Origin of the sequence: Legionella impletisoli, from assembly GCF_900639875.1 — a bacterium.
Taxonomy (GTDB): domain Bacteria; phylum Pseudomonadota; class Gammaproteobacteria; order Legionellales; family Legionellaceae; genus Legionella_A; species Legionella_A impletisoli.
Genome location: NZ_CAAAIA010000004.1, coordinates 123763 through 145022, shown reverse-complemented (window position 1 = coordinate 145022; position 21260 = coordinate 123763). Strand labels below are relative to the sequence as shown.

The following is a 21260-nucleotide window of genomic DNA, read 5'->3' as shown; positions in this document are numbered from 1 at the left end:
TGGGTACTTTGCTATCATCTTGATTTATATATAGGTAATTATGAGCCAAAAATTCAATTCTTGCACAATGAATATGCTCAGTTGTATTAAGATACCCGCAATTAACACGTGACAGAAAATGGCTTATTTGTTATTTTCGCCGCTTTTGAAAGCACACATAGATTGTTCTTGCTAAGAGGTTTATTCCTATAGCAATTCCCTGCTTCCATGGAGTTCAGTATGAAGCTATTTAGTATTCGAGGATGTTATCCCTTTATGCTGGTCGTATTTCTAAATACGTTCGTTGATATCGGCCATAAAATTCTAATGCAAGATACCCTTTATCAAACCACGAGTGGCGAGGGGTTTACAATTTTGTCGGCCATTGTAAATGGATTGATTTTATTACCTTATATTTTATTATTTACTCCATCAGGCTTTCTGGCTGATAAATTTCCAAAAGCCTCCACATTAAAACTAACGGCGGTGGCTGTTATCCCTTTAACTATTCTGATAACGTTTTGTTATTATCAAGGTTATTTCTGGGGAGCGTTTGCGTTAACCTTTCTTTTAGCGGTACAAAGTGCGATTAATTCCCCTGCAAAATACGGTTATATTAAAGAACTCTTTGGTAAAGAGCATATTTCACAAGCCAATGCATTCGTTCAAACATTAACCATTGCAGCCATTTTAGGCAGTACCTTTGTATTCACGTTAATATTTAGTCATTACCTGAATGCCTTAAGCTTACTTAAAGCCACCGAGCGCTCATTAGTGCTCAAGGCTTTTGCACCTGCTGGCTTGTTATTGATTGCATGTTCACTATTAGAAAGCCTCTTAACCTTTCGACTTCCTAAAAAGCTAGCAGCGGATCCTGAATCGAATTATAAAGCGAAACAGTATTTCAAAGGTCAGTATCTAGCTTCTTACATAAAAAAAACAACCAACAATCCAATTATTATGACTTGCATCGTTGGTTTAGCGATTTTTTGGGGTGTCAATCAAGTTTTATTGGCCACCTATGGTGCATTTTTGAAAGATCATATAAGCAACACGAGCGTTGTTTTTGCCCAAGGTTCACTTGCTTTCGGAGGAATAGGCATCGTTTTAGGGGCTTTATACGCAGGTAAACTTTCAAAAGGATTTATCGAAACAGGTATTATTCCCGTCGCAACCATCGGTGCTGCGATTGCCCTATTTATCCTTCCCACACTGTCTAATCCCTTTGCCATCCTTGCGCTCTTTTTAACCTATGGATTTTGGGGTGGCATGTTGATTGTTCCGTTAAACGCCTTAATTCAATTCAATGCCCCTAAAAAAGAATTGGGCAAGATCTTATCTGCTAATAATTTTGTACAAACCTGTGTTATGTTTGGTTTTTTAGCCCTAACCGCTTTAGTTAGCTTATTGGGCTTGCAAAGCATTTATTTTCTTTATGCTTTAGGTGCGGTTGCCTTAGCTGGTTCAATTTACGCCTTGTTTGCTCTGCCACAATCACTTATTCGGTATTTATTATATTGTGTGGTTTCTAAATTTTACTCTGTTAGCGTGTATCAATTAAATCATTTGCCTTCCACAGGAGGCGTTTTATTACTAGGAAATCATACAAGCTTTATTGATTGGGCCGTATTACAAATTGCTTGTCCTCGCCCAATCCGATTTGTGATGGAGCGGTCAATCTACGAAAAGTGGTACTTAAAATGGCTCTTAAAGCAATTTAAGATCATCCCTATTGGTAGTTCAGCCAGTAAAGATGCACTGAGAGAAATCCATGCTGCATTAAATCAAGGTGAAGTTATTGCGCTTTTTCCTGAAGGGCGTTTGAGTCGAAATGGTCAAGTAGGAGCCTTTCATTCAGGTTTTGAACGAGCCGCAGAAGAAACAAATGCCGTTATCGTTCCGTTTTATCTCCATGGCTTATGGGGAGCTAAAACTTCTTACGCTACAGAACACTATAAAGATTTAGCCAAAATGAATAATCGGCGGGTGAGCGTTATCTATGGCGAGCCCATGGCAAATCATGCATCCGCACTTGAGGTTCGGCAAACCGTTCGTGAGCTATCGATTAAGTCCTGGAAATATTTCACCAATGAAATGGATTCCATCCAATTAGAATGGTTTCGAATGGCCAAGCACCAAGGCAATGCGATTTCTGTTATTGATTCCAGTGGCAGCCGATTCTCAGCTCATAAACTGCTTGCAGCAGTCATTTATTTTGCCAAAAAGCTCGCTCCTAAAATGAATGGCCAGTCCAATATTGGTATCATTTTACCTGCCAGTGCTGCGGGAGTTATTGCAAATTTAGCGATACTTTGTCGCGGTAAAACCGTTGTGAACTTAAATTATACCGCAGGTGATCAGGCCTTGCGCTCAGCCATTGAACAGGCCAACATTAAAACAATCATTACTTCTCATGTTTTTCTTGATAAATTAAACGATAAAGGATTTAATCTAAAACATCTGGTCCACACCACCCATCTCGTTCACTTAGAGGATTTAAAAAAGAAAACAGCGAAAGTAAGCATTGCAAGAAATCTCCTCGCTGTGAAATTCTTACCTGCATTTTTATTGAAACATTATTTTATCAAGCAATCAGACGTCAATAGTGTTGCCGCCATCTTGTTTAGCAGCGGGAGTGAAGGTAAACCTAAAGGAGTTGAACTAACTCATCGTAATCTGCTTAGTAACATCAAACAAGTCACAAGCGTATTTGCTATTCAAGAAGACGATGTAATGCTTAATTCGTTACCTTTATTTCATGCCTTTGGCTTAACCATGACAACCTTAGTGCCTTTAATCCAAGGCTTAACCATGGTTTGTTATCCTGATCCAACCAATGCTCTCGCCATTGCGCGTCTAATATACAGTCACCGAATTACCATGTTTTGTGCAACCTCGACTTTTTTGAGCTTATACAATCGTAATCCTAAGATTCATCCTTTATTATTAAAATCACTGCGATTAGTCATTTCGGGGGCGGAAAAATTATCCCCTACGGTGCGCGAAGAATTTAAAAATAAGTTCAATCATGACATTTATGAAGGGTATGGAGCAACTGAAGTGGCTCCCGTTGCCAGTTGCAATCTTCCAGACGTCATCTCCCCATCCGATTGGCACATTCATCAAGGCAATAAACCGGGAACGGTCGGCCTAGCTCTACCTGGCAGCGCTTTTCGAATCGTTGATCCGAACACGTTAAAAGACCTACCCATAGGAGAAGAAGGGCTTATCCTCATTGGAGGCACTCAAGTGATGCGTGGTTATCTCAACGACGTCGAAAAAACCGAAGACGTTCTCATTCAAGACGGAGACATTGTTTGGTACAAAACAGGCGACAAAGGTCGACTCGATGAAGAAGGGTATTTAACCATCGTGGATCGCTATTCAAGGTTTGCCAAAATTGGTGGAGAAATGATTAGCCTAGGCCAAGTCGAGGAGCAATTTAGTCATTTGTTTAATGATCCAGACTTAGAAGTCATTGCTGTTTCTCTTCCTGATGCGAAAAAAGGCGAATGCATCGGGCTTATCTACAGCGGCAAACAAGCTCCTGAATATATTATGTCACAGTTAAAAACGTCTAATATCCCAAGACTCATGCTCCCTAACAAGTTGATTAACCTTGAGGGAATTCCAAAGCTTGCAAGTGGCAAAAAAGATTATGCCACTGCGAAGAAGCTGATGTTATCAAACGTCAAGGAAAAAATAGCCATTTAAGCCCAACAACTTGTTAAACCCCAGTTCGGAGTTTTAAGGGTTTTGACGGCAGCTTCCATCGCTTAGGATGCTCTCTTTACATGGAGCTATGCTTAATAAGCATATATTTTTCCTGCCAGTCTTTGCCTTTCCCCTACTGACCCTGTATCTTCTACACATCTCTGAAAACCCAGTCCAGCTCTACTCTCGATGTTCCGTAGCTTGTCCAAGGAATCCAGGAGTACTGTGCTAAAACACTGGACCACGCGGTCAAGCCGCGCGGCGTAGGCCAAGATGTGATCAAAAGACAACTCGGCTTATCTTTACCCCCTATTGACCCTATGTCTTCTACCCATCTTTGAAAACTCAGTCCAGCTCTACTCTCGATGTTCCGTAGCTTGTCCAAGGAATCCAGGAGTGCTGTGCTAAAACACTGGACCACGCGGTCAAGCCGCGCGGCGTAGGCCAAGATGTGATCAAAAGACAACTACTTGCTACGGCTTGTCTTTCCCCCTACTTGCCACAGCTTGTCTTTCCCTCTACTTGCCACGGCTTGTCCGGGGCATCTAACACTCTCCCCCGCCCAAGGGTTCTTATTTTGCGCTTTTTGCATTAAAATTGTTTTTTTGTTCATTCGCAACGAGTACATTTTGATTAAAGAATTAACGCTTAGAGATCGATCTTTTCCTGTAAATATCATCCAAGGACCGCTTGCTGGCATTAGCTCTGCCCCCTTTCGACGCTTATTTTGGAAATTTGGTCATCCTGCGTTTACCTTCACCGAAATGATCTCTTGTGAAACACTCATCAATAGCTCGAAAAATAGGCATCGCTTTGTCGCCAAAAGTTTAGATGAGGGCCCAGTTTGCTTTCAATTGTCTGGAAGAGAGCCTAATAAAATTGCCGAGGCCACTAAGATCGTCACTGATTGTGGCGCAGATTTAATCGATTTAAATTGTGGCTGCCCGGTCAATAAGATTCGTTCCCGAGGTGCAGGCTCAAAACATTTGTCGGATCCTTTGAATTTATATGAAGCCATAAAAGCCATGAAAGCCAATACTCATGTGCCAGTCTCTGTGAAAATTCGTATCGATGGTCATAGTTCTGATCAATTCAATAAAGAAATCGCCAAAGTCGTAGAAGAAGCGGGTACGGATTACTTAATAGTCCATGGCCGCCATTGGACTGAACACTATGAAACCCCCTGCAACACTGATCAAATTCAATTTTTTGTGCAAGAACTTAAAATCCCAGTTATTGGCAATGGTGATATAGCGTGTATTGATTCGTTGAAAAAAATGTTTGCAACAGGCTGTGCTGGGGTAATGATCGCTCGTGCAGGCGTTGGCCAACCTTGGCTAATAGGACAACTGATTTCAGCATATTTTAACCAACCCTTTTCCAAACCAGAATTTCCGCAAATAAGCGCGTTGTTTCTTGAACACATCACCGAACTTGCCAAGCTCTTAAATAGCGATAAATTTGCAGTGATACAAGCCAGAAAATTCGCCAAATATTATGCGCGTGGCTTACCGCAAAGAGCAGAATTTATTCTCGAAATGAACCGATGTGAATCATTAAGTCATCTGGAAACCATTTGTACGCGTTACTTTCACTTATTAGATTAATTCTTGTATTTTTTCTTCAGTTATTTTAGTTTAGAACAGGATTTAAAGCTTTAGAGAAGGATATAAACTTTTTATCCTAGGCTTCGGTTTCTAATCAGTGGAGTAAATGATCCTATAGAAACAACCGCCGTTAGCTGTATCAGGCCTTAACTCATCATTGTTCTGGTTAAGAAGCTTAGTCACTAATTGGTAACCCTATGTACTCATTAAATAGGCTAAAAAAGGGAATACGATCAACGATTCTTTATGTCATTGACACAACTGCCGATCTTTTATCAACGCTTGGCACGTTAAGCAGTGTGTTTTCAGGAATGTCTTTTGCAGGTTCACACTACTTAGATTTCGGAGCTCGAATCACTTATTATGGGAATGGCGGCATTGAAGCCAATTCCACAACCATTTCTGTATTGAATGATTGGAGTCAAACGTATACTCGAACAAACGATCATATTGAAGAAAAATACATTGGCAACACGGCCGTTAGTTTAAATGATTTTTTAACTAGGGACTACGTCCGACTCATTAGTATGATAGCCCTGTCAAATGGCATGGTGTTAAAAATCTTTGGCAACATGCTCCATCTATGGGTTCAAGGAAAAAAAGATCACATAGTCTTAGGCGATACATTATATCAACCCCCATCCTGGCAAGAATATGGAACTCAAGCTCTACGAGGGATGGTAAGCGCTCCGGCAACAGCTGCAATCAGCGCAAGTGTCACAAGCTTCGTTCTTCATTTTCATTTTAGACCCATCAATTGGGAATACGGTTACCCATCCAATGGGACCATGATGCAAAACAAAGAGGGTATGAATAAACCGATGTCAACACTCTCTAAGGAAGAGAGCAGAACTTACCCAATACAATTTTTTCAAATTCCAGGGCTTGAATGCAAACCTGATCTGAAGTCTGCTATAAGTGAGAATATTGTTCCCACTGCGCTACCAGAAAAAACTAAATTTGAATGTAACCCATCCTTAGAGTTTTTAAATTTGACCTTCATAGCCAACATTCGAATGGGTGTTGCTTATGGCGTTACCATCAGCAAAGAGAATGATCCTGCCAATAGCATCAATTCTCAACAAATAGCCACCATGGTCGCAGGTGCAATTGGCGGGACTTGTCTTTATTCCATGAGTCGTTTTTTTAAATCAAAAGGCGAACAACAAAGAGCAGCGCGATTACAACACCTGATCTCTCAAGGAGAGATCCTACCCAGCGCTTCTACAGGAGATGAGGATCCAACTGAAACCGACTTAACCGAAATTGATGTAACCGATTCCTCTACAAGGCACATGGTTTAGAATAAATACTTACCGTCCATTTGATTCATTAACTGATTGCCATCGGGCTTTTCAAAAAGAGTTGAGTGTAATACCCCCACCCTTTACTATCATGAGCAATTCCAATTCCGGTTAAGTTATAATCTCCTAGAATATTTCTACGATGACCAGGACTAGCTATCCATGCATCCACAAGCTTCTTGGGTCCATACTTGTAATACGCTACATTCTCCGCACCACCTTGGCAGTTTTTAATCTGCTTGTATAAGGAATTTATTCGTTGATTAAAATTTTGATGCCCGAAGGGAACGCGTTTTTTTGCCATTGCGATACTATGCGTTTCTGCAGTTTTTGATATCGTTGGAATTAATTTTAATGGTACTCGATGATGCTTTATTCGATACTGATTCACATAAAATAAAACTTGCTGTTGGTATTCTACATCAGGCAATGGTGCAGCATGAGTGTTTGCTGCAAAACAAACATTCATGCTAGCCCAAATAGACAGCATAAAAAAATATGGAACGAATCTTTTCATGACTTAACTTTAAACCCATAACAATAAAAGCCGCCTATTTTGATAATTATTTAAGCACTTGTCTACGGTTGTTTTGATTATTTTTTATCCATTAAAAATCAACCCATTTGAAAACCAATAAAATAAAGAATAAAGTAAAACATAATGTCTACAATCCAGTTTCTTATGAAAGAAGAACTGAAATATACTTATATTCTGTTTTTATTGGGCTTAGTTGGTTATGTCATTAAATATGGACTTAATGTATTTTTGGCTCGTAATCTAGAGGTTCACCTTTATGGGGATTTTAGTGTTGCAATTAAATTTTTAAATATTTTAATTAGTCTTATTTTATTTGGAACGAATGTTAGCTCCCAACGATTCCTGTCTAATTACTTACGAACGGACGCTACAGAAGTAGCAAAGCATTACATTGCTTGGAATCTTAAATTAATCTGGATTACATCTTTACTTTGTATTTTTATCGCTTTTTTTTCGAATAGCATGATACTTTTATTAGACTATCTTGGTATTCATGATTACGATGATTACCATTTAGCGGTATTTATATTTTGGATCGCACCGATAGCTGCATTTGTCAAACTTATTAGTAACTATTTTCTCAGTGCTGAACAAGTTTATTTTTCCGTTGCGATTTCAAGCATATTTAGCTATTTCATTCAATTCGTTATCTTCGCAATTGCAGTTTTGTTTTTGGGAACCACTTTAGATAATGTTTCATTAACAATCGGTTTATTTGTTTCTTTTTTAATTTTAGCTATCTTAAGCACGCTCACACTAAACGAAAACATATTATTTATGATGAGGGGGGCTATTAAACAATTAAAAAAAATTGATGTATACCATAAAGAATGGCTTCCTAAATCTGCCTCATTTATTTCAACCGCTATGATTTTTTTGATTATTTCTATTATTGATTTAATTATTGTAGAGGTGTTTGCAACCTCGGAAAAAGAAGTCGGGCATTATGCCGCTGCCTTAAGCATTACCGGCGTTTTGTGGTTACCAAACAACTTGTATCAAGCAGTAAAACCACACATGGTATCTCTACTGAAAACACCCGAGGGCTCTAGATTACTGCAACATAAATTAGATACAACCAATATAGCGGTGGCTTCCATCTTTATTGTTTTAACGAGCATAATTATTTATTTTTCATCAAGTTTGTTATCCCATTTTGGCCCATCTTATGATGCCGCACAAAATTGTGTAATTATTCTAAGCGTCGGCATTTGTCTTTCTAGTCTTATTAATTTTAGTAATATTTTATTACTCTATAAAGGATATGAACGATTTAATTTTAGATTAAATATAGCCGAATTATTGGCATTATGCCTTTTTGTTCCACCAGCAACCATTTATTTTGGTATTAGCGGAACAGCAATGGCTACGATAATAATCATCATTATAAGAAATGGGATTAGCACTTATCTAGTGAGAAAATACATTCATATTCGAAGCTTCTTATTCCTGTAAGCGAATTCTATTATCTATCATATCAATGAAAGATTTGGAAAAGAATTGGCCACATCAATCAGTATGGGATCTGAACTTGAGTCGGATAAGTCCTTTTCACCATCAGAAGATGTAAGTTTAGCGCCACTAAGTATTTCTATTGAACGTTCATCATCTTGTATTATCGCGTAATCTAGAGGTGTTTTTTTGAAGTGATCTTGAACGTCTAATATAGCTCCATGTTTAATTAATAGACGGATACAATCATGTTTTTGTTGTAAAACGGCATAATGCAATGCGGTTCGTTTTAAACGATCGGATTTATTGATTTGATTAATTGAGAGTTTTGTCAGTAATACTTTTAATTCAAATATCATTCCTTTTTCAGCCGCCCGTCTTAACGCTTCATCAAAGGTTAATGCGACTTCCCCCTTCGTACGTAATGTAAGACAAATTGAGATGCATTGTTGATGCGTTGAGGATTTGGCAGGATTACTCATAAAACCTAGTAAATGACGTGCTACTTTTCCGTTCGCTTGTTCAAGTATTTGTTGATTAACTCGCACCAATCCCTCAGAAACAGGCTCAATGGCTAGTAAGCTTCTAAGCTGATTTAATTGCGAAGGTTTCAAAGGTTTTATAGAAAATAAATAACCTGCTAATGAGAAAATCAATTGCGACATTTTATTTTCAGAAGCATCCATAGCCCTACAAAGAGATTGCACGGCTAATAAATACGATTTAGCGAACGTAATATTAGAATTAAAATGATAAAAAGGTAATTTATCATCGCGAAAAGCTTCTAAAGTGCTCATCACTCCCATGGATACCACCACGCGATGTGATTGAGCTGCCATGTGGCGCATGGTTACATTGCTTAAGGTTTGATGATAAGTAATGCATAACGATTCTGGGTTGTTAAGTAATAATCGTTCCATGATGGTAGCTTCTACTTTAGCTTTGTTGTGAACCAACCCTCCCACCAAAACGTATTCTGGTAGATTTGTCATTTGCATATATTGCGCAATCACGCTTCCACAGTATTCTGGATCACCAGAAAGATACATTAATCCGAATGGGTGCTTTGGGATTTTAACTTCTTCTTCTGCGTTAAGTGAGGGCAAGTCGGATGAGGCAGGAATGCTTGGAAGTCCAATTCGGCCTACACCTAGACCGGTATAAAGAATATGCACATCAGGAAAATAAGTATATAAGCCAGGCTGAAAATGGTTGATATTTTCTATATAATGTTCTCTAGGCCTAATTTCACGGTCCGCTGCATTCAGAATAAAAAGCTCGCTATGAGGAGAAAGAATGTTTTTTATCAACTCAGCAGGAGCATGCTTGCAGCGATTGGCTTCAATAAAAGCTACCACTTCATAATGATGCGCATCAAACTCTTCGAGTGCTACCAACTGAATTTGCAGGCCTTCAATGGATAAAAACATCCCATCTATTGAGTCATAAAGACTTTTAAATCGCTCAATGCCTTCCAGAGTGCTAGTCAAAACGACATCGATATCCCGACCGTTATGGCGTAATTCAATCGCTAGATCTCTCGCAATATTTCCCGCTAATACAAAATCTCCTTTTGCTCCTGCCTTAACACAATTGGCATAAACTAAAATTACTTTCATTTTGAAAATGGCTACGGACAATAAAATAATAAGTTTAACAAGAAAAGATTAAGGATTACTTAATAGTGCACGATTTGAGAGAATATAAAACAAATATAATGCTCTGGTGCTTGCACCCTTAGAAAGAATCGCGAAACCAACCTTGAGTTTCGCGATAAAAGCAGACTCTTGTCGCATCAATAGCAACGTCGTACACAACGAATCACATACCCACGGTGATTGACCAAACAACTTCTTTGACAACGAGGGCTAACTTGTCTCCAATCCGTCCAGTAACGATAATAATAACCTGGGGCGCCGTAGGTGTAATATCGATCACGATGAACCCACCAAAAGGCTAGCTCAACCGGTTTTTGCTCAGAAGTTACCTCTAAATTAGAGTTGGCTTGTACTAAAGGAGAATAACTTGTTCCAAGAAACGCGGCTAACAACGCTGCGACAGGAAACCCAAATAATGATTTAAAAATAGTACGAGTGCCCATAATTCATTCCTTTGAAAATCCATGTTCTTTTAAATTATAGCGCAATTGGATAAATTTTAAACAAATAAGCCATTTAGGTTTTATATGGTTATTCTTTTAGGTACCATTAATTCCAAATTTACCATTTCACCGTATAATGGCGATTATAAATGTCTATTTATTAAACTGGCATTACGTCTTGTTTTCTCATCTTGAGGTTGTATTAGAGAATACTTCCTCTAATCCTTATACTTATTTTCGAATAAACGGTTGGAGAAGACGGCCTGAACTCATTTTTTCTTATTCTTCAGAAAAATACTTAAAGCTTATAAACAGTGCGAATTCGATTTATTCGTTTTCGATTGAAGCAAATCCTAAGGAGATCATTGATGGGTGGTACCAATACTGCTATCGTAAAGTATATCCAGAATTGACCAAAAATAACTGCGCGGATGCAACCCAATGGTTTTTGAAGAAATTTGCCAACATTCCTGACCCACGCGCCTTTTCCGCCCCTTTCAGCCTAAACTATTTTTGCTTAGGTTTTTTTGTTCCAAGCATTTTACCAATAGGAATTACGCTCCCAGGACGCGTGATGGATAATGCTAAATTTCATATTGAAGCCAGAAAAACCCGCTCTGTATTGGCACGATACCAGACTTTATTATTTTATAGCCTGATAGGAGTAGCTTTATTGGTCAGCCTATCTTCCTTAGTTGGACTTGTTTTGGCCGCATCTCTTCTTTCAAGTGGTTTAGCAGCCATCACGATTTCGACATGCACCGTTGCTGGGGGCCTAAGCACATATGGCTTATTTAAAACAATGAATGCTCTGGCTGCAAAAACCATGTTTTGTAATCAAAATAAACCATTTGATGAAAAATTTTTTCCCCAACCGAAGATAAGCGAATTGAACTAATTGCTTTGAAAAAGCGTACTGATATACACCACCATCGATGCACAGATGAGTAGGCTTAATGGCAGAAATATCAAATGATGAACCATCAAACTGCCAATTAATCCCGCCAATAAAGCAGAAACCGACATACGAATGGTATTGATAATAGCCGTTGCTGTAGCAGGGTTTTGTTCATACTTAGCCAAGGTTATCGAAAGCGTTGGAGGATTTAGAAAACTGTTTCCTAAACTCACTAATAAACAAGGCGCCAACATGAACAAACTAAGGCCCCAAATAAGATATCCAAGAAGTATTAAAGATGCTCCCCCAAGTAAGAAGAGCGCGCCTAAGCGAATGTTCCAAAGCAAAGAATAGTATTCTCGTAACTTAATTCCAATATAATTTCCTAAAATTAGCATCGCGCCATTGATTCCAAACAAAATTCCAAATTTCATCGGAGAATACTGTAATTGGCTGATTAATAGGTAGGACGCATTAATAACTACAATCATGAGCATTGAAAAAGAAAAAGAAATAGAGCTCGCTCCTATCCATAGATGCCTATGCCTTAGAATGGACTGATAGGATTTCAATGAATTAATCCATTGCAACGAGTAACCAGAGTAATGCCAGTTGGGTGATTCGTTTAAAAAAAAGTAGCTCAAACTCAATAAGACCACACCTATCAACCCCATCATGACAAAATTTGCCTGCCATGGAAAATAAAGCAAAATAACCGAACCGAGTAAGGGTGCAAAAATAGGGGACGCAGCGACAATCATGGAGATATGAGAAATAGCCTTCGCTCGTTCCGTACTGTCTACACAATCTCTTGTAGTAGAAATAGAAACCACTCCAGCACAACAAGCCGATAGACCTTGTATTCCTCGTGCGATAATCAGCACAAAAATATGGTGTGCAAAAATACACACTACAGTAGCTAATAAAAATAAGCTTATGCTTAGAGGAAGCATAAGCCTTCTACCGTAATGATCAATTAAAGGCCCCCAAATCAATTGACCCAATCCAAACGCGAATAAATATAAACTAAACGTCAGCTGCCCTAGACTGTAGGAGGTATTGAAATAGGTAATTATTGTTGGTAATGCTGGCTGGTATAAATCAAACGTCAGCAACGAAAAGGCAGACATAAAACCCAGCAGTAATAAGGGTGTTGAACGATGCATCATAGACCGAATCATTTTAAATAAAATTCTTTAATCAGGATAACATGAAATGAACTGATCGGCTTTGCAAGTTTTTAGTATGACAGTAGAGACTGTATCTTAATCTTCTCTTAATCTTTTTTTAATAAACTATAACCATATTCTATTTTTTAAGAATCCAAAGAGAATAACATGTTATCACCCAGGGTAATAAACGCTAATTTAGAAACACTGCTTCAAAGAGGTGGTGAATTAAGTCCTTTAGCTAAAGAACTAATTCGTAAAGTTAACCTTAAAATGGCCGCAGAAGACTGCCCTCTTGCCTCTCAAAGCGAAAAAGTTTTGGGTCTATTCTTTAAACGAATCACTGAACTACAGGTTGCCCCTGATTTAGATATTGCAACCGGTGTGATTGTTGACGAAATTAATCAAGCATTATTGAAAGAAACTAAGCTTATCCAAAGACAACATCAGCAACAAGGTCATTATTCTCAACTTGGGATCCATCGTCGCTCGCTAAGAGATCAAATGCAAGATCATGACATCACGCGTTTTATGCCTCAATCAGAAGGAAATATTGATGTATTAGCGCCAGTAAATCGAATGAGCCCTATCTCACCTGTAGTAGAAGGCTTAAAACAAGCTCTAGCGAATCCAGCCATTGAGCATATTTTTATGGCGATTGGTCCTGGTCATTGGAGAGGATTTTATTTGAGTAAACCCAAGGAAATAGGAAAAAATTTTAGTTTAGAATTATTTGATCCTTACGGTCCAATAGGGGCACGTGCTATTAAACCATTCGCCGATCAAATGCTTACTGCTTGTGGACTGCAACCCTCTCAAGTAACCGTTCAGTTTTCAGGTCCTTTAATTCCGCAGACGGATGGCTATGCCTGTGGGGATTTTACTTGTGCTTATAGTCATAAGAAAAAAAATCAACTGGGTAATTTTGGCCACTATAATGCATCGCTAGTACAAGTGCTTGACGAACAGGGGAATAAAGGAAATCAACTCCGAAAAACATTCCAATCTTTATCCAGTCAATTAGAAGCTCAACAACCCATTGCTGATTTCTTTCATCCGGTCAGTGAAGCACTTTCAGAAAAGCAGCAACTTAAAGAACTAGAATCCATCTTTTCCCAACAAGAAAAAAAGGTTTACAAATCAACCCTTAAGTTTTTTGCTAAACAATCTAAATCCATACCGTATAAACTTGAGCTTGCTACGTTATTAAGTCAACGCGATGATATCCTAGCCAAAGCAAATGCCGCACTTAGTAAAGAAGAGGTGGGGCAAACCCTAACCGATGAAGAGCTTGCCGCCAAATTACAAGCTGACGAATTTCAATCTGCAGGGTTTAAGCGCTAATTCGTTTAATTCGAATATCTTGATTATCGGTTGAAACCCAAATTGTTCTCCAGCTGTGGGGTTCAATTTTATAATTCTCGGGGAAAAAGTTACCAATCCCAATCGTGACCTTATAATCTGTTTCATTGTAAGCAAAGAAAAAACCGCCGTTGATGTTTGAGGGACGGTTCTCTTGTAAGACTTGGGGTTTCGGTGATTCTTCTTTGGCGACACATTGGGATACTTGATAAGAAGTATTTAAAGGATTGCTTAACTTGAAGGAATTATATTTTTCAAAATCTTCTTTTCCAACCAAGACTCGAAACGTCAACTCATTATCGCCGCGACGCAAATAATCCGAATTACTAGGAAGCGATTGATTATTCAGCATAACATTTCCATAAGCACTTGAAGCCAGTAAATGGGGCTCAAGCAAGAGGCGGGCAGAAGAATCATCAGTCGTGATAACGTGACATGAAATGGTATAAGGCACATTAACCTGTAAATTATCCAAAGAAACTTGATAGGTATCTTCTGGAGAGAGTGTCATTGATAATTCGATGGATTGATTAGCAAACAGCGGACAGGACGTAGTTAAAAATAGGAAAGCAACACTCAGTTTTTTCATAAATAATACTTAGATCAGGGAAAAATAGCCTTTAATTAAACCATAAGCACTATTTTTGATCAAGCATACAAATAAAAAACCTATGAACAGCGAGTTTCGCACTGAATTACGTAGTGCCAACTATCCACAAGACATCGTTTAAGGCAATAAGGATTAATCGGATTCCATTTTGTCCAATAACGATAACGACAGGGTGAGACTTTATACACATAAGCAACGTTATTATCACATGGCGCAAGTTCAATCTCCTCAACCAAGAGGTAGCCTTTATGAGCATTTGCCGTAGTACAAATTAAGAAAGAGAGCCAAAGCATAGCTAATAAAGCGATCATTTTAATACTAATCTGCGAGGTCATGTTCATTCCTTTGAAACACTTGCATTATAAAGTATAGGCAAAATGTAAATAAATTTCACAGAGAAGTATGCTTTTGAACCCTAAACTTCATGCACTTTACGTCATTTTTGGGCGATTAAAGTTACTTGGACAATGAATTCAATTCCTCCCTTAGCTTGCCCATTCTGTCTTTATATAAGCTATCCATTGCTCTTAGCCCTGCAGGATGTGGCCAACGTTTAACTGTCTTACTTGCTTCATTAAAATGACTTGTTCCTCGGCTTCTTAACGCTCTAAAACTTGAGATGATAGAGTCTAGGGAATCTGATTTGGATTCTTCTCGTTCAAGCTCCTCTTGTGCAATCCGTTCAATATCCTCTTCACTCAGGGGATGGCGCTCAGCTGCCGCGGGTTTGGGAAATTTTCTCTCCATGTCTTCAACCGCTCGTTGTTGGATAAGCCGTTGTTCTAATATAAATTCTGCGCTGGTAACCGCTTTTTCGGCTGAAAATAGCGCTTGTTTTTTCTGTGGGATCTGGCTTTCTAGTTGCTGCTCTTCTGCTTCAACTTTTTTTACTTCTTGGTTTAATTCTTCTTCCTTACTTTTTAATTCGCTTAGTTCAGTCTCTTTATCAGCCACTTTCTCATCATGCGTTTGAAGTGATTCTTTTAAATGCTCAATTCGTTGTTCTAGTTGTTTTCGTTTTAAAGGCAACCCTTCAATTTCTCTCTCAAGATTATCACGTTTATATTTTAATCCCTGCTGTTTACCACTTTCACTGTTTTTAGCTGATTTTAGTTTAAGAAGTCGGATTTGTGCGTCTTCTTTTTGTTTTTGAGCTTTTGTGCGTTCTTCTTGATTCGTGATAACATGTGTCGTGCTCCACCCAGCCAGTTCTCCAGTAAAGGGTTCAAATATAGGATATGCTTTTTGTTCATGCCTTGGCTCGGGAATCGGAATATCGATAATGCGTTCACATTCCTTAATTTCATTTTCCAGACGCTTTATTTCATGGGTCGCTTCTTCGATTTGCTTTTCATAAGAGCTAAGTAAGTTTTTTTTACTTGCTTTTTGATCCTCAAACGAACTTAATTCATCTTGTGCTTGGTTTAATTGATTCGATATTCTAGCTTTTTCGTTCTTTTGTTGTTTTAGTTCCCCTTCTTTTACCTCACGCTCTACGCGCTTTGCGATAAATTTAGTACGGGCTTTGTGTAACTTAGTTTGGGTGGTTTGTAAGTTTTTTTCTAAGCGATTTAATTGTTCATGTAAACGACTGACCTCATTTTGTGCTTTAGTGAGCTGCATGCGAGCTTCTGCCACCTCAGATTGACTGTGCGCTATTGAAAACATAAATACTCCGGTATCAGGATTAACGTAGATAATTTAAGGATTGGGCGCTCTACCTCTCGTGCCCGATTGAGAGTTCCAAGCTCCTTGTTCAGGCTGGAATAGACTAAGCGCACTGCCTCGGGTTTGTATTGACGTTCTGCCAGTATCGAGAATATTCATCTGGCTAAAATCAACAACAAACGACGCTCTCCTGGATGTTGATGGTTTTGGCGTAGGGCTTCTCTTTTTTCGTAATTCCTCTTTCTTGGCTTCAATTCTTGCTCGATCATCAGCGCTTAACGTTTGTTCTTCATTGGGTGAAGTAGTTTGTGGGTTAACGTGTTTTGGTAATTTTTTGATTTTTTCTTCAATCTCGGCCTTTTTTTTAGCTAATGCTTGTGATGTCGGATTAATAGATAGCGCAATGTTAACACTGCGTAATGCGGACCGGAAAAAAATAGATTTTTGTTGAGCGTCGATTTCTTTATTTGCAAGTTTTATGAAAACTCTTGTGGTTAATCGAAAATATTCTTCATTTTTAAGCTGAATTGCTTTGGATTCAAGCGGTTCAATGGAGCGGATAAGTCTCCCCAAATGAGTTGAATCATCATCGACTTGCTTTTTTAGTTGTTTTAAATTGTCATTTAATAAAGCATTTTCGTGTGCTTCTTCATGCGCTATATTCTTTAAAACTTTGCCTTCGATTGCCTTTTTACGACCTTTTTCGGCATATGGACGTAACGAATCGTTACGTGCAATGAGTCTATCGAACTCCCCAATAGCAAGATCATACCAACCTCCTAATACCAACATGTAACCTTCTACTACGGGTTTCATTTTGAGGGCTTCTTGATGCTTTGGGTCAATTTTTAATAGACGTACAACGAATGCATTAACTTTTTCCCAAGATTCAAGTTCAAGCGCTAAAGCCAAACTAAACTCTATGGATTGTTTATAATTTGAGTCTGACTCAAGCACATGTTCATAAGCGTTTAGTGCTTCGGTCTTGTTTCCTAACGCTTGATGCGTTTGTCCTAAAAGAAACCAAGCTTCTTGATTATTAGCATCTAGCGCCAACGCTTTTTCTAAATGCATTTTAGCATCACTATAATGACCTCTTAGAAAACCAAATCTTCCTATTTTTAAAAGGCCACCAAGGCGATTTCTATCATGTTGAGCTTGTCTATGCTGCCTAAGTATTGGCTCTACCTTTTTGCGAATCTTTTGATACCCTTCCTCTGGTGGCCATTCAATATCCAAAATAGTATTAGGAAATTGATGAATTGCATGGATTAATCTATTTTCATCCGTTTTATTGAACGCAACGGGGGCAGCTCCCCATAAGGATAAATCTCTTCCCATCGCACAGACAAACTCACAGCGAGAATTAAGCATAGCCATGGGACCCCCATATGCAATTTTTAATGTAAAAATTAATTTTCCAGACGATCGCTCCCAAACTTGGAGCGCATCAGATCCCCTTATAAAAACCCAAACATTTGCGAATTCAGCCATCGAGTAAACATGCCCTCGGCGCTCAAACGTTACCAGAGTTTCCGCTGTTTGAGGATTCAAAATAACGGTTTTATCCCAACCGACCACAGCGACTCTTCCCTCTTGCAGTTGAAAAATTTCAGTAACTCTCGTCCCAATGTCAAACGTAGAAGAACGAGTTAATTTATTGTGTTCACTAAAAGTCCAGATAGAAACTCTACTCGAGAATGCTGTAAAAATACTCGAGAATGCTGTAAAAATTTGACCATTAACTACCCATAACGAATCATCGGACGAGAAAGCCCAAGAGGATGCTAAGCAATCACCAGTATTTACATCCCAAATATGAAGACCATTTGACTCCCGTTTTTTAATAAAAGAACAACCAAAAGTAACGATCTGACCTCCTGAAAGTACCCCAAACGAAGTTACAAACATATAAGGAAGTTTAATGGTCGATATACAATCTCCTGAGCTTAAATCCCATAATTTTACTGAATTATCTTTAGAAAGACTTACTAACCTATTGTTTGGCAAGGAAGAAATAGAAAGAATTTCATCTTGATGTCCAAAAAGCGTGCTTACTTCATATAATCCTTTCATATGCCAAATGGTAATGGTTTTATTACTTGAAGCGGTGGCAACGCGTTGATTAGGCAAAACTTCGATGGCTGTAATCACACCAGGATGAGCACGTTGTAAATTGAGAGAGGATTGATTAATCGTGCTAAACCTAAATGTGTTAGATTGATTATTAGTACTTTTAATACGCTTAATTAATTCATCAACTCTTGCAGCCCCTTGAGCAAATTTACATTGCTCAAACTCTTGAATAGCCGCTTCTTGTTCTTTGCTTTGGTTCGATTTCTTTTCGTCAATTTTTCGTTTTAATTCAAACGCCTTAGGTAAGGGTTTTGAAAAGTACGTCATTGCTTTATGACAAGAGTCAAGTGCTCTATCATAACGACAAGTTTCAAAATATAGTAACGCCAGCCTGTAATGGGCTTTTACATAGGTTGGACTGAGACGAAGTGCTTCTTCAAGATCAGCTTGAGCTTCATTCCACAGTTGTTGCTTAAGACGTCGAGTTCCGCGTTTATAATAAAACCAGGCTTTAATTGGCATACTATTCCTAACTAAATCAAGTTAATCGTGATGATATTGCAAAGCAACTTGGGGAAAAAGATGGGCGATATTAGTTCAGAATGGGTTCGAAATCAACTTATATTGACGGTAAAATGGATTTAACATGATACGAAGAAAACCTCTTAAATCACCAATTTTTAATACCACAATCGTTCCATGGTTCATTTGCTTACTTGCCACGATTTTTTACTTTTATGATTTTTTATTGCGCATTATGCCAAGCATTATGATTCACCCGTTAATGAGCAGTTATGGTGTTAATGCTGGTCAAATTGGGCTTTTATCGGCTTTTTACTACTACACGTATACTCCTTTACAACTGCCCGCTGGCGTCGTGGTGGATAAATACAGTCCGCGTAACGTTCTAACCCTTTCTTGCTTGATTTGCGCTATAGGGGCCGTACTCTTTGCTTTTACGCATTCTTATTTCATCGGTTGCTTCGCACGAGCACTGATGGGGATAGGCTCTGCATTTGCCTTTGTGGGTGCATTAAAACTTGCCGCCATCTGGTTACCTGAGAATCGATTTGCGCTCTTTGCAGGCCTCACTTCAACAATTGGTACACTCGGTGCTGTTACAGCAGATAATGTATTATCTTATATGGTTTATGATTTTGGATGGAAGCATGCCGTTTATTTAACTGGGCTTGCTGGATTTATTTTATCCATTTTTTTATTCCTCTTCATTAAAAAAAGACCCAAAGCTTTATTAGCCAAAACTCCGGAAGAATATCACTCATGGGGGAACATTTGGCAACGTTTTGGCCTTTTATCACGCTCATTTTATACCTGGTTAAATGGGGTGGTAGGTTTGTTCCTATTTTTGCCAATATCGGTCTTCGCTTCGCTTTGGGGAGTTGATTTTATCGCAAGAAAATATCATATTTTAAGTGCGGAAGCTGCCTCGGCCACTTCGTTAGTCTTTTTAGGCTTCGCTATCGCCTCCCCCCTTGTTGGCCATTTATCAAATAAAATAACAAGCCGTAAAATTCCTTTATTTATTGGCAGTATTGGTTGCCTATTAAGCTCGTACATTTTGATTTATTTGCCTGGGATATCCATTTCCGTGGCGTATGTTTTATTATTTTTAATTGGGGTCTTTGCTGCACCGCAAATTCTTGTCTTTGCCATAGCTAAAGAATTGAGTCCACCCTTGGCAACGGGCATGGCAACAGCCATGGCAAATTTTATTGTGACAATAGGAGCAGGACTGTACCAGCCATTGATTGGTTATGCACTAGAATATAAATGGAACGGGGCCAAAACAGAGTTTGGCACCCCTTTATTTTCGGTTCATGATTATCAGTTTGCATTCGGAATTCTAGTTATCTCCTTATTAGTCTGTTGTTTTTTAGTGTTATGGTTGCCTAAGGATAAGATGCTGATAAAAAACCACAAAGGAGTATTATCATGAGCGCAAAATGGCTATTAAGATTAATGCGTTTTTGGCCTCCTTTCCTGGGTGCGGGTATACGCGTAAAGGATTTTAAAAAGGATTATTCATTTATTCTGGTAGAAATGAAGCTACGATTTTGGAACCAAAATTACGTTGGTGCTCATTTTGGAGGATCTTTATATACCATGACCGACCCTTTTTATATGTTGATGCTCATTAAACAACTGGGGAAAGGGTATGTTGTCTGGGATAAATCTGCAAAAATTCGCTATAAGAAACCTGGCAGAAAAACGGTGTATGCCAAATTTTCTTTAACCTCTGAAGAAGTACAAGCCATTAAAAAACAGGTTGATCAACAAGAAAAATATGAGCCCATTTTTTTAATTACCGTCATCGATGAAGATGGAAATGCGGTCGCTGAAATCGAAAAAACCTTACACATCAAACGGACTTATGCCATTGAATACTGATTAAGTCAGTGCAGGAATTGGCGTTGCTTGATGAAAAACCATTCTCCACTGCTCACCCTGATTTCGCCAAATTGAAGAGCGAAACGCATGCTTTGCTTCATCAGCACCTTGAGTTTTAATGCGACTGAGATACGTTAAGAGTAAAACCTCTTCAGAAATTTGCTTGACTTGAAACTGAAACCCCTCGCGCAGCGATTGACTTTGACGATTAAGCCATGCGACCACTTCATTTTTATTATAAATCTGTCCACTTTGTCCCATTTCCATAAAGTCATCATCAATGAGCTGTTGCAATACTAATACCGGCTTTTTTTTAGCTATAAGCCATTTCTCATATTGAATGATTTGATCTGATAAGTTCTTTTTCATAATC

17 protein-coding genes are annotated in these 21260 nt (G+C 38.6%); 8 read left to right on the top strand and 9 right to left on the bottom strand.

What is annotated here, in order from left to right:
- Window positions 1–219 precede the first annotated feature (219 nt).
- The 3 genes from E1O41_RS05930 to E1O41_RS05920 all read left to right on the top strand — a co-directional run bounded on the left by E1O41_RS05930 (window position 220) and on the right by E1O41_RS05920 (window position 6604).
- Window positions 220–3693 (top strand): acyl-[ACP]--phospholipid O-acyltransferase, encoded by a 3474-nt coding sequence (locus E1O41_RS05930; protein WP_165481125.1) that lies wholly within the window; start codon window positions 220–222, stop codon window positions 3691–3693.
- A gap of 629 nt (window positions 3694–4322) precedes the next feature.
- Window positions 4323–5300, top strand: coding sequence for a tRNA dihydrouridine synthase (locus tag E1O41_RS05925; protein ID WP_165481124.1), 978 nt, complete (start codon window positions 4323–4325; stop codon window positions 5298–5300).
- Between the two features lie 197 nt (window positions 5301–5497).
- On the top strand, window positions 5498–6604 hold the full coding sequence (locus E1O41_RS05920) for a hypothetical protein (RefSeq protein ID WP_131776400.1): 1107 nt from the start codon (window positions 5498–5500) through the stop codon (window positions 6602–6604).
- Window positions 6605–6632: 28 nt separating this feature from the next.
- On the opposite strand, the gene E1O41_RS05915 is transcribed toward E1O41_RS05920, so the two are convergent.
- Window positions 6633–7121 (bottom strand): CAP domain-containing protein, encoded by a 489-nt coding sequence (locus tag E1O41_RS05915; protein ID WP_229669364.1) that lies wholly within the window; start codon window positions 7119–7121, stop codon window positions 6633–6635.
- A 144-nt stretch (window positions 7122–7265) separates the two neighbouring features.
- On the opposite strand from E1O41_RS05915, the gene E1O41_RS05910 reads away from it, so the two are divergent.
- A complete protein-coding gene (locus E1O41_RS05910; RefSeq protein WP_131776399.1) occupies window positions 7266–8597 on the top strand; it encodes a lipopolysaccharide biosynthesis protein in 1332 nt (443 codons plus the stop codon).
- A 17-nt stretch (window positions 8598–8614) separates the two neighbouring features.
- Here E1O41_RS05910 and ankY read toward each other — a convergent pair whose 3' ends face one another.
- On the bottom strand, window positions 8615–10213 hold the full coding sequence (gene ankY / locus E1O41_RS05905) for a Dot/Icm T4SS effector AnkY/LegA9 (RefSeq protein ID WP_131776398.1): 1599 nt from the start codon (window positions 10211–10213) through the stop codon (window positions 8615–8617).
- 176 nt (window positions 10214–10389) lie between these two features.
- The gene (locus E1O41_RS05900; protein WP_131776397.1) at window positions 10390–10695 is read right to left on the bottom strand and encodes a hypothetical protein; all 306 of its coding nucleotides are present in this window, start codon (window positions 10693–10695) and stop codon (window positions 10390–10392) included.
- Between the two features lie 136 nt (window positions 10696–10831).
- Here E1O41_RS05900 and E1O41_RS05895 point away from each other — a divergent pair, with 136 nt between their 5' ends.
- Window positions 10832–11593 carry a hypothetical protein gene (locus E1O41_RS05895; RefSeq protein ID WP_131776396.1) on the top strand — a complete coding sequence of 254 codons (762 nt, stop codon included), beginning with the start codon at window positions 10832–10834 and terminating at the stop codon, window positions 11591–11593.
- On the opposite strand, the gene E1O41_RS05890 is transcribed toward E1O41_RS05895, so the two are convergent.
- Entirely contained in the window at window positions 11590–12762 is a 1173-nt protein-coding gene (locus tag E1O41_RS05890; protein ID WP_229669365.1) for a multidrug effflux MFS transporter, read from the bottom strand. The genes E1O41_RS05895 and E1O41_RS05890 overlap by 4 nt on opposite strands.
- 168 nt (window positions 12763–12930) lie before the next feature.
- Between E1O41_RS05890 and E1O41_RS05885 the strand changes: the two genes are divergently transcribed.
- Entirely contained in the window at window positions 12931–14106 is a 1176-nt protein-coding gene (locus tag E1O41_RS05885) for a hypothetical protein (protein ID WP_131776394.1), read from the top strand.
- Here the strand turns inward: E1O41_RS05885 and E1O41_RS05880 are convergent.
- The 4 genes from E1O41_RS05880 to E1O41_RS05865 form a co-directional block, all read right to left on the bottom strand.
- A complete protein-coding gene (locus E1O41_RS05880; RefSeq protein ID WP_131776393.1) occupies window positions 14096–14713 on the bottom strand; it encodes a hypothetical protein in 618 nt (205 codons plus the stop codon). The two genes, E1O41_RS05885 and E1O41_RS05880, sit on opposite strands and share 11 nt — an antisense overlap.
- Window positions 14714–14793: 80 nt before the next feature.
- Window positions 14794–15069 carry a hypothetical protein gene (locus E1O41_RS05875; protein WP_131776392.1) on the bottom strand — a complete coding sequence of 92 codons (276 nt, stop codon included), beginning with the start codon at window positions 15067–15069 and terminating at the stop codon, window positions 14794–14796.
- Window positions 15070–15190: 121 nt separating this feature from the next.
- Window positions 15191–16402, bottom strand: coding sequence for a coiled-coil domain-containing protein (locus tag E1O41_RS05870; RefSeq protein WP_131776391.1), 1212 nt, complete (start codon window positions 16400–16402; stop codon window positions 15191–15193).
- Window positions 16403–16435: 33 nt separating this feature from the next.
- On the bottom strand, window positions 16436–19000 hold the full coding sequence (locus E1O41_RS05865; protein ID WP_131776390.1) for a tetratricopeptide repeat protein: 2565 nt from the start codon (window positions 18998–19000) through the stop codon (window positions 16436–16438).
- 124 nt (window positions 19001–19124) lie between these two features.
- Here E1O41_RS05865 and E1O41_RS05860 point away from each other — a divergent pair, with 124 nt between their 5' ends.
- Both E1O41_RS05860 and E1O41_RS05855 read left to right on the top strand, forming a co-directional pair.
- On the top strand, window positions 19125–20435 hold the full coding sequence (locus E1O41_RS05860) for an MFS transporter (RefSeq protein WP_131776389.1): 1311 nt from the start codon (window positions 19125–19127) through the stop codon (window positions 20433–20435).
- Window positions 20432–20887 (top strand): DUF4442 domain-containing protein, encoded by a 456-nt coding sequence (locus E1O41_RS05855; RefSeq protein ID WP_165481123.1) that lies wholly within the window; start codon window positions 20432–20434, stop codon window positions 20885–20887. The genes E1O41_RS05860 and E1O41_RS05855 overlap by 4 nt, the downstream gene beginning before the upstream one ends.
- On the opposite strand, the gene E1O41_RS05850 is transcribed toward E1O41_RS05855, so the two are convergent.
- Window positions 20888–21256: a nuclear transport factor 2 family protein gene (locus tag E1O41_RS05850; protein ID WP_131776388.1), complete on the bottom strand. Its 369-nt coding sequence runs from the start codon at window positions 21254–21256 to the stop codon at window positions 20888–20890.
- Window positions 21257–21260: the final 4 nt, after the last annotated feature.

Excerpts from the sequence above, each read along its gene's own strand:
- E1O41_RS05890 (WP_229669365.1), bottom strand. The coding sequence starts at position 12,762 with ATGATGCATCGTTCAACACCCTTATTACTGCTGGGTTTTATGTCTGCC.
- E1O41_RS05865 (WP_131776390.1), bottom strand. The coding sequence starts at position 19,000 with ATGCCAATTAAAGCCTGGTTTTATTATAAACGCGGAACTCGACGTCTT.
- E1O41_RS05900 (WP_131776397.1), bottom strand. The coding sequence starts at position 10,695 with ATGGGCACTCGTACTATTTTTAAATCATTATTTGGGTTTCCTGTCGCA.
- E1O41_RS05870 (WP_131776391.1), bottom strand. The coding sequence starts at position 16,402 with ATGTTTTCAATAGCGCACAGTCAATCTGAGGTGGCAGAAGCTCGCATG.
- E1O41_RS05860 (WP_131776389.1), top strand. The coding sequence starts at position 19,125 with ATGATACGAAGAAAACCTCTTAAATCACCAATTTTTAATACCACAATC.
- E1O41_RS05920 (WP_131776400.1), top strand. The coding sequence starts at position 5,498 with ATGTACTCATTAAATAGGCTAAAAAAGGGAATACGATCAACGATTCTT.
- E1O41_RS05895 (WP_131776396.1), top strand. The coding sequence starts at position 10,832 with ATGGCGATTATAAATGTCTATTTATTAAACTGGCATTACGTCTTGTTT.
- E1O41_RS05850 (WP_131776388.1), bottom strand. The coding sequence starts at position 21,256 with ATGAAAAAGAACTTATCAGATCAAATCATTCAATATGAGAAATGGCTT.
- E1O41_RS05875 (WP_131776392.1), bottom strand. The coding sequence starts at position 15,069 with ATGACCTCGCAGATTAGTATTAAAATGATCGCTTTATTAGCTATGCTT.
- ankY (WP_131776398.1), bottom strand. The coding sequence starts at position 10,213 with ATGAAAGTAATTTTAGTTTATGCCAATTGTGTTAAGGCAGGAGCAAAA.
- E1O41_RS05885 (WP_131776394.1), top strand. The coding sequence starts at position 12,931 with ATGTTATCACCCAGGGTAATAAACGCTAATTTAGAAACACTGCTTCAA.
- E1O41_RS05910 (WP_131776399.1), top strand. The coding sequence starts at position 7,266 with ATGTCTACAATCCAGTTTCTTATGAAAGAAGAACTGAAATATACTTAT.
- E1O41_RS05855 (WP_165481123.1), top strand. The coding sequence starts at position 20,432 with ATGAGCGCAAAATGGCTATTAAGATTAATGCGTTTTTGGCCTCCTTTC.
- E1O41_RS05930 (WP_165481125.1), top strand. The coding sequence starts at position 220 with ATGAAGCTATTTAGTATTCGAGGATGTTATCCCTTTATGCTGGTCGTA.
- E1O41_RS05880 (WP_131776393.1), bottom strand. The coding sequence starts at position 14,713 with ATGAAAAAACTGAGTGTTGCTTTCCTATTTTTAACTACGTCCTGTCCG.
- E1O41_RS05915 (WP_229669364.1), bottom strand. The coding sequence starts at position 7,121 with ATGAAAAGATTCGTTCCATATTTTTTTATGCTGTCTATTTGGGCTAGC.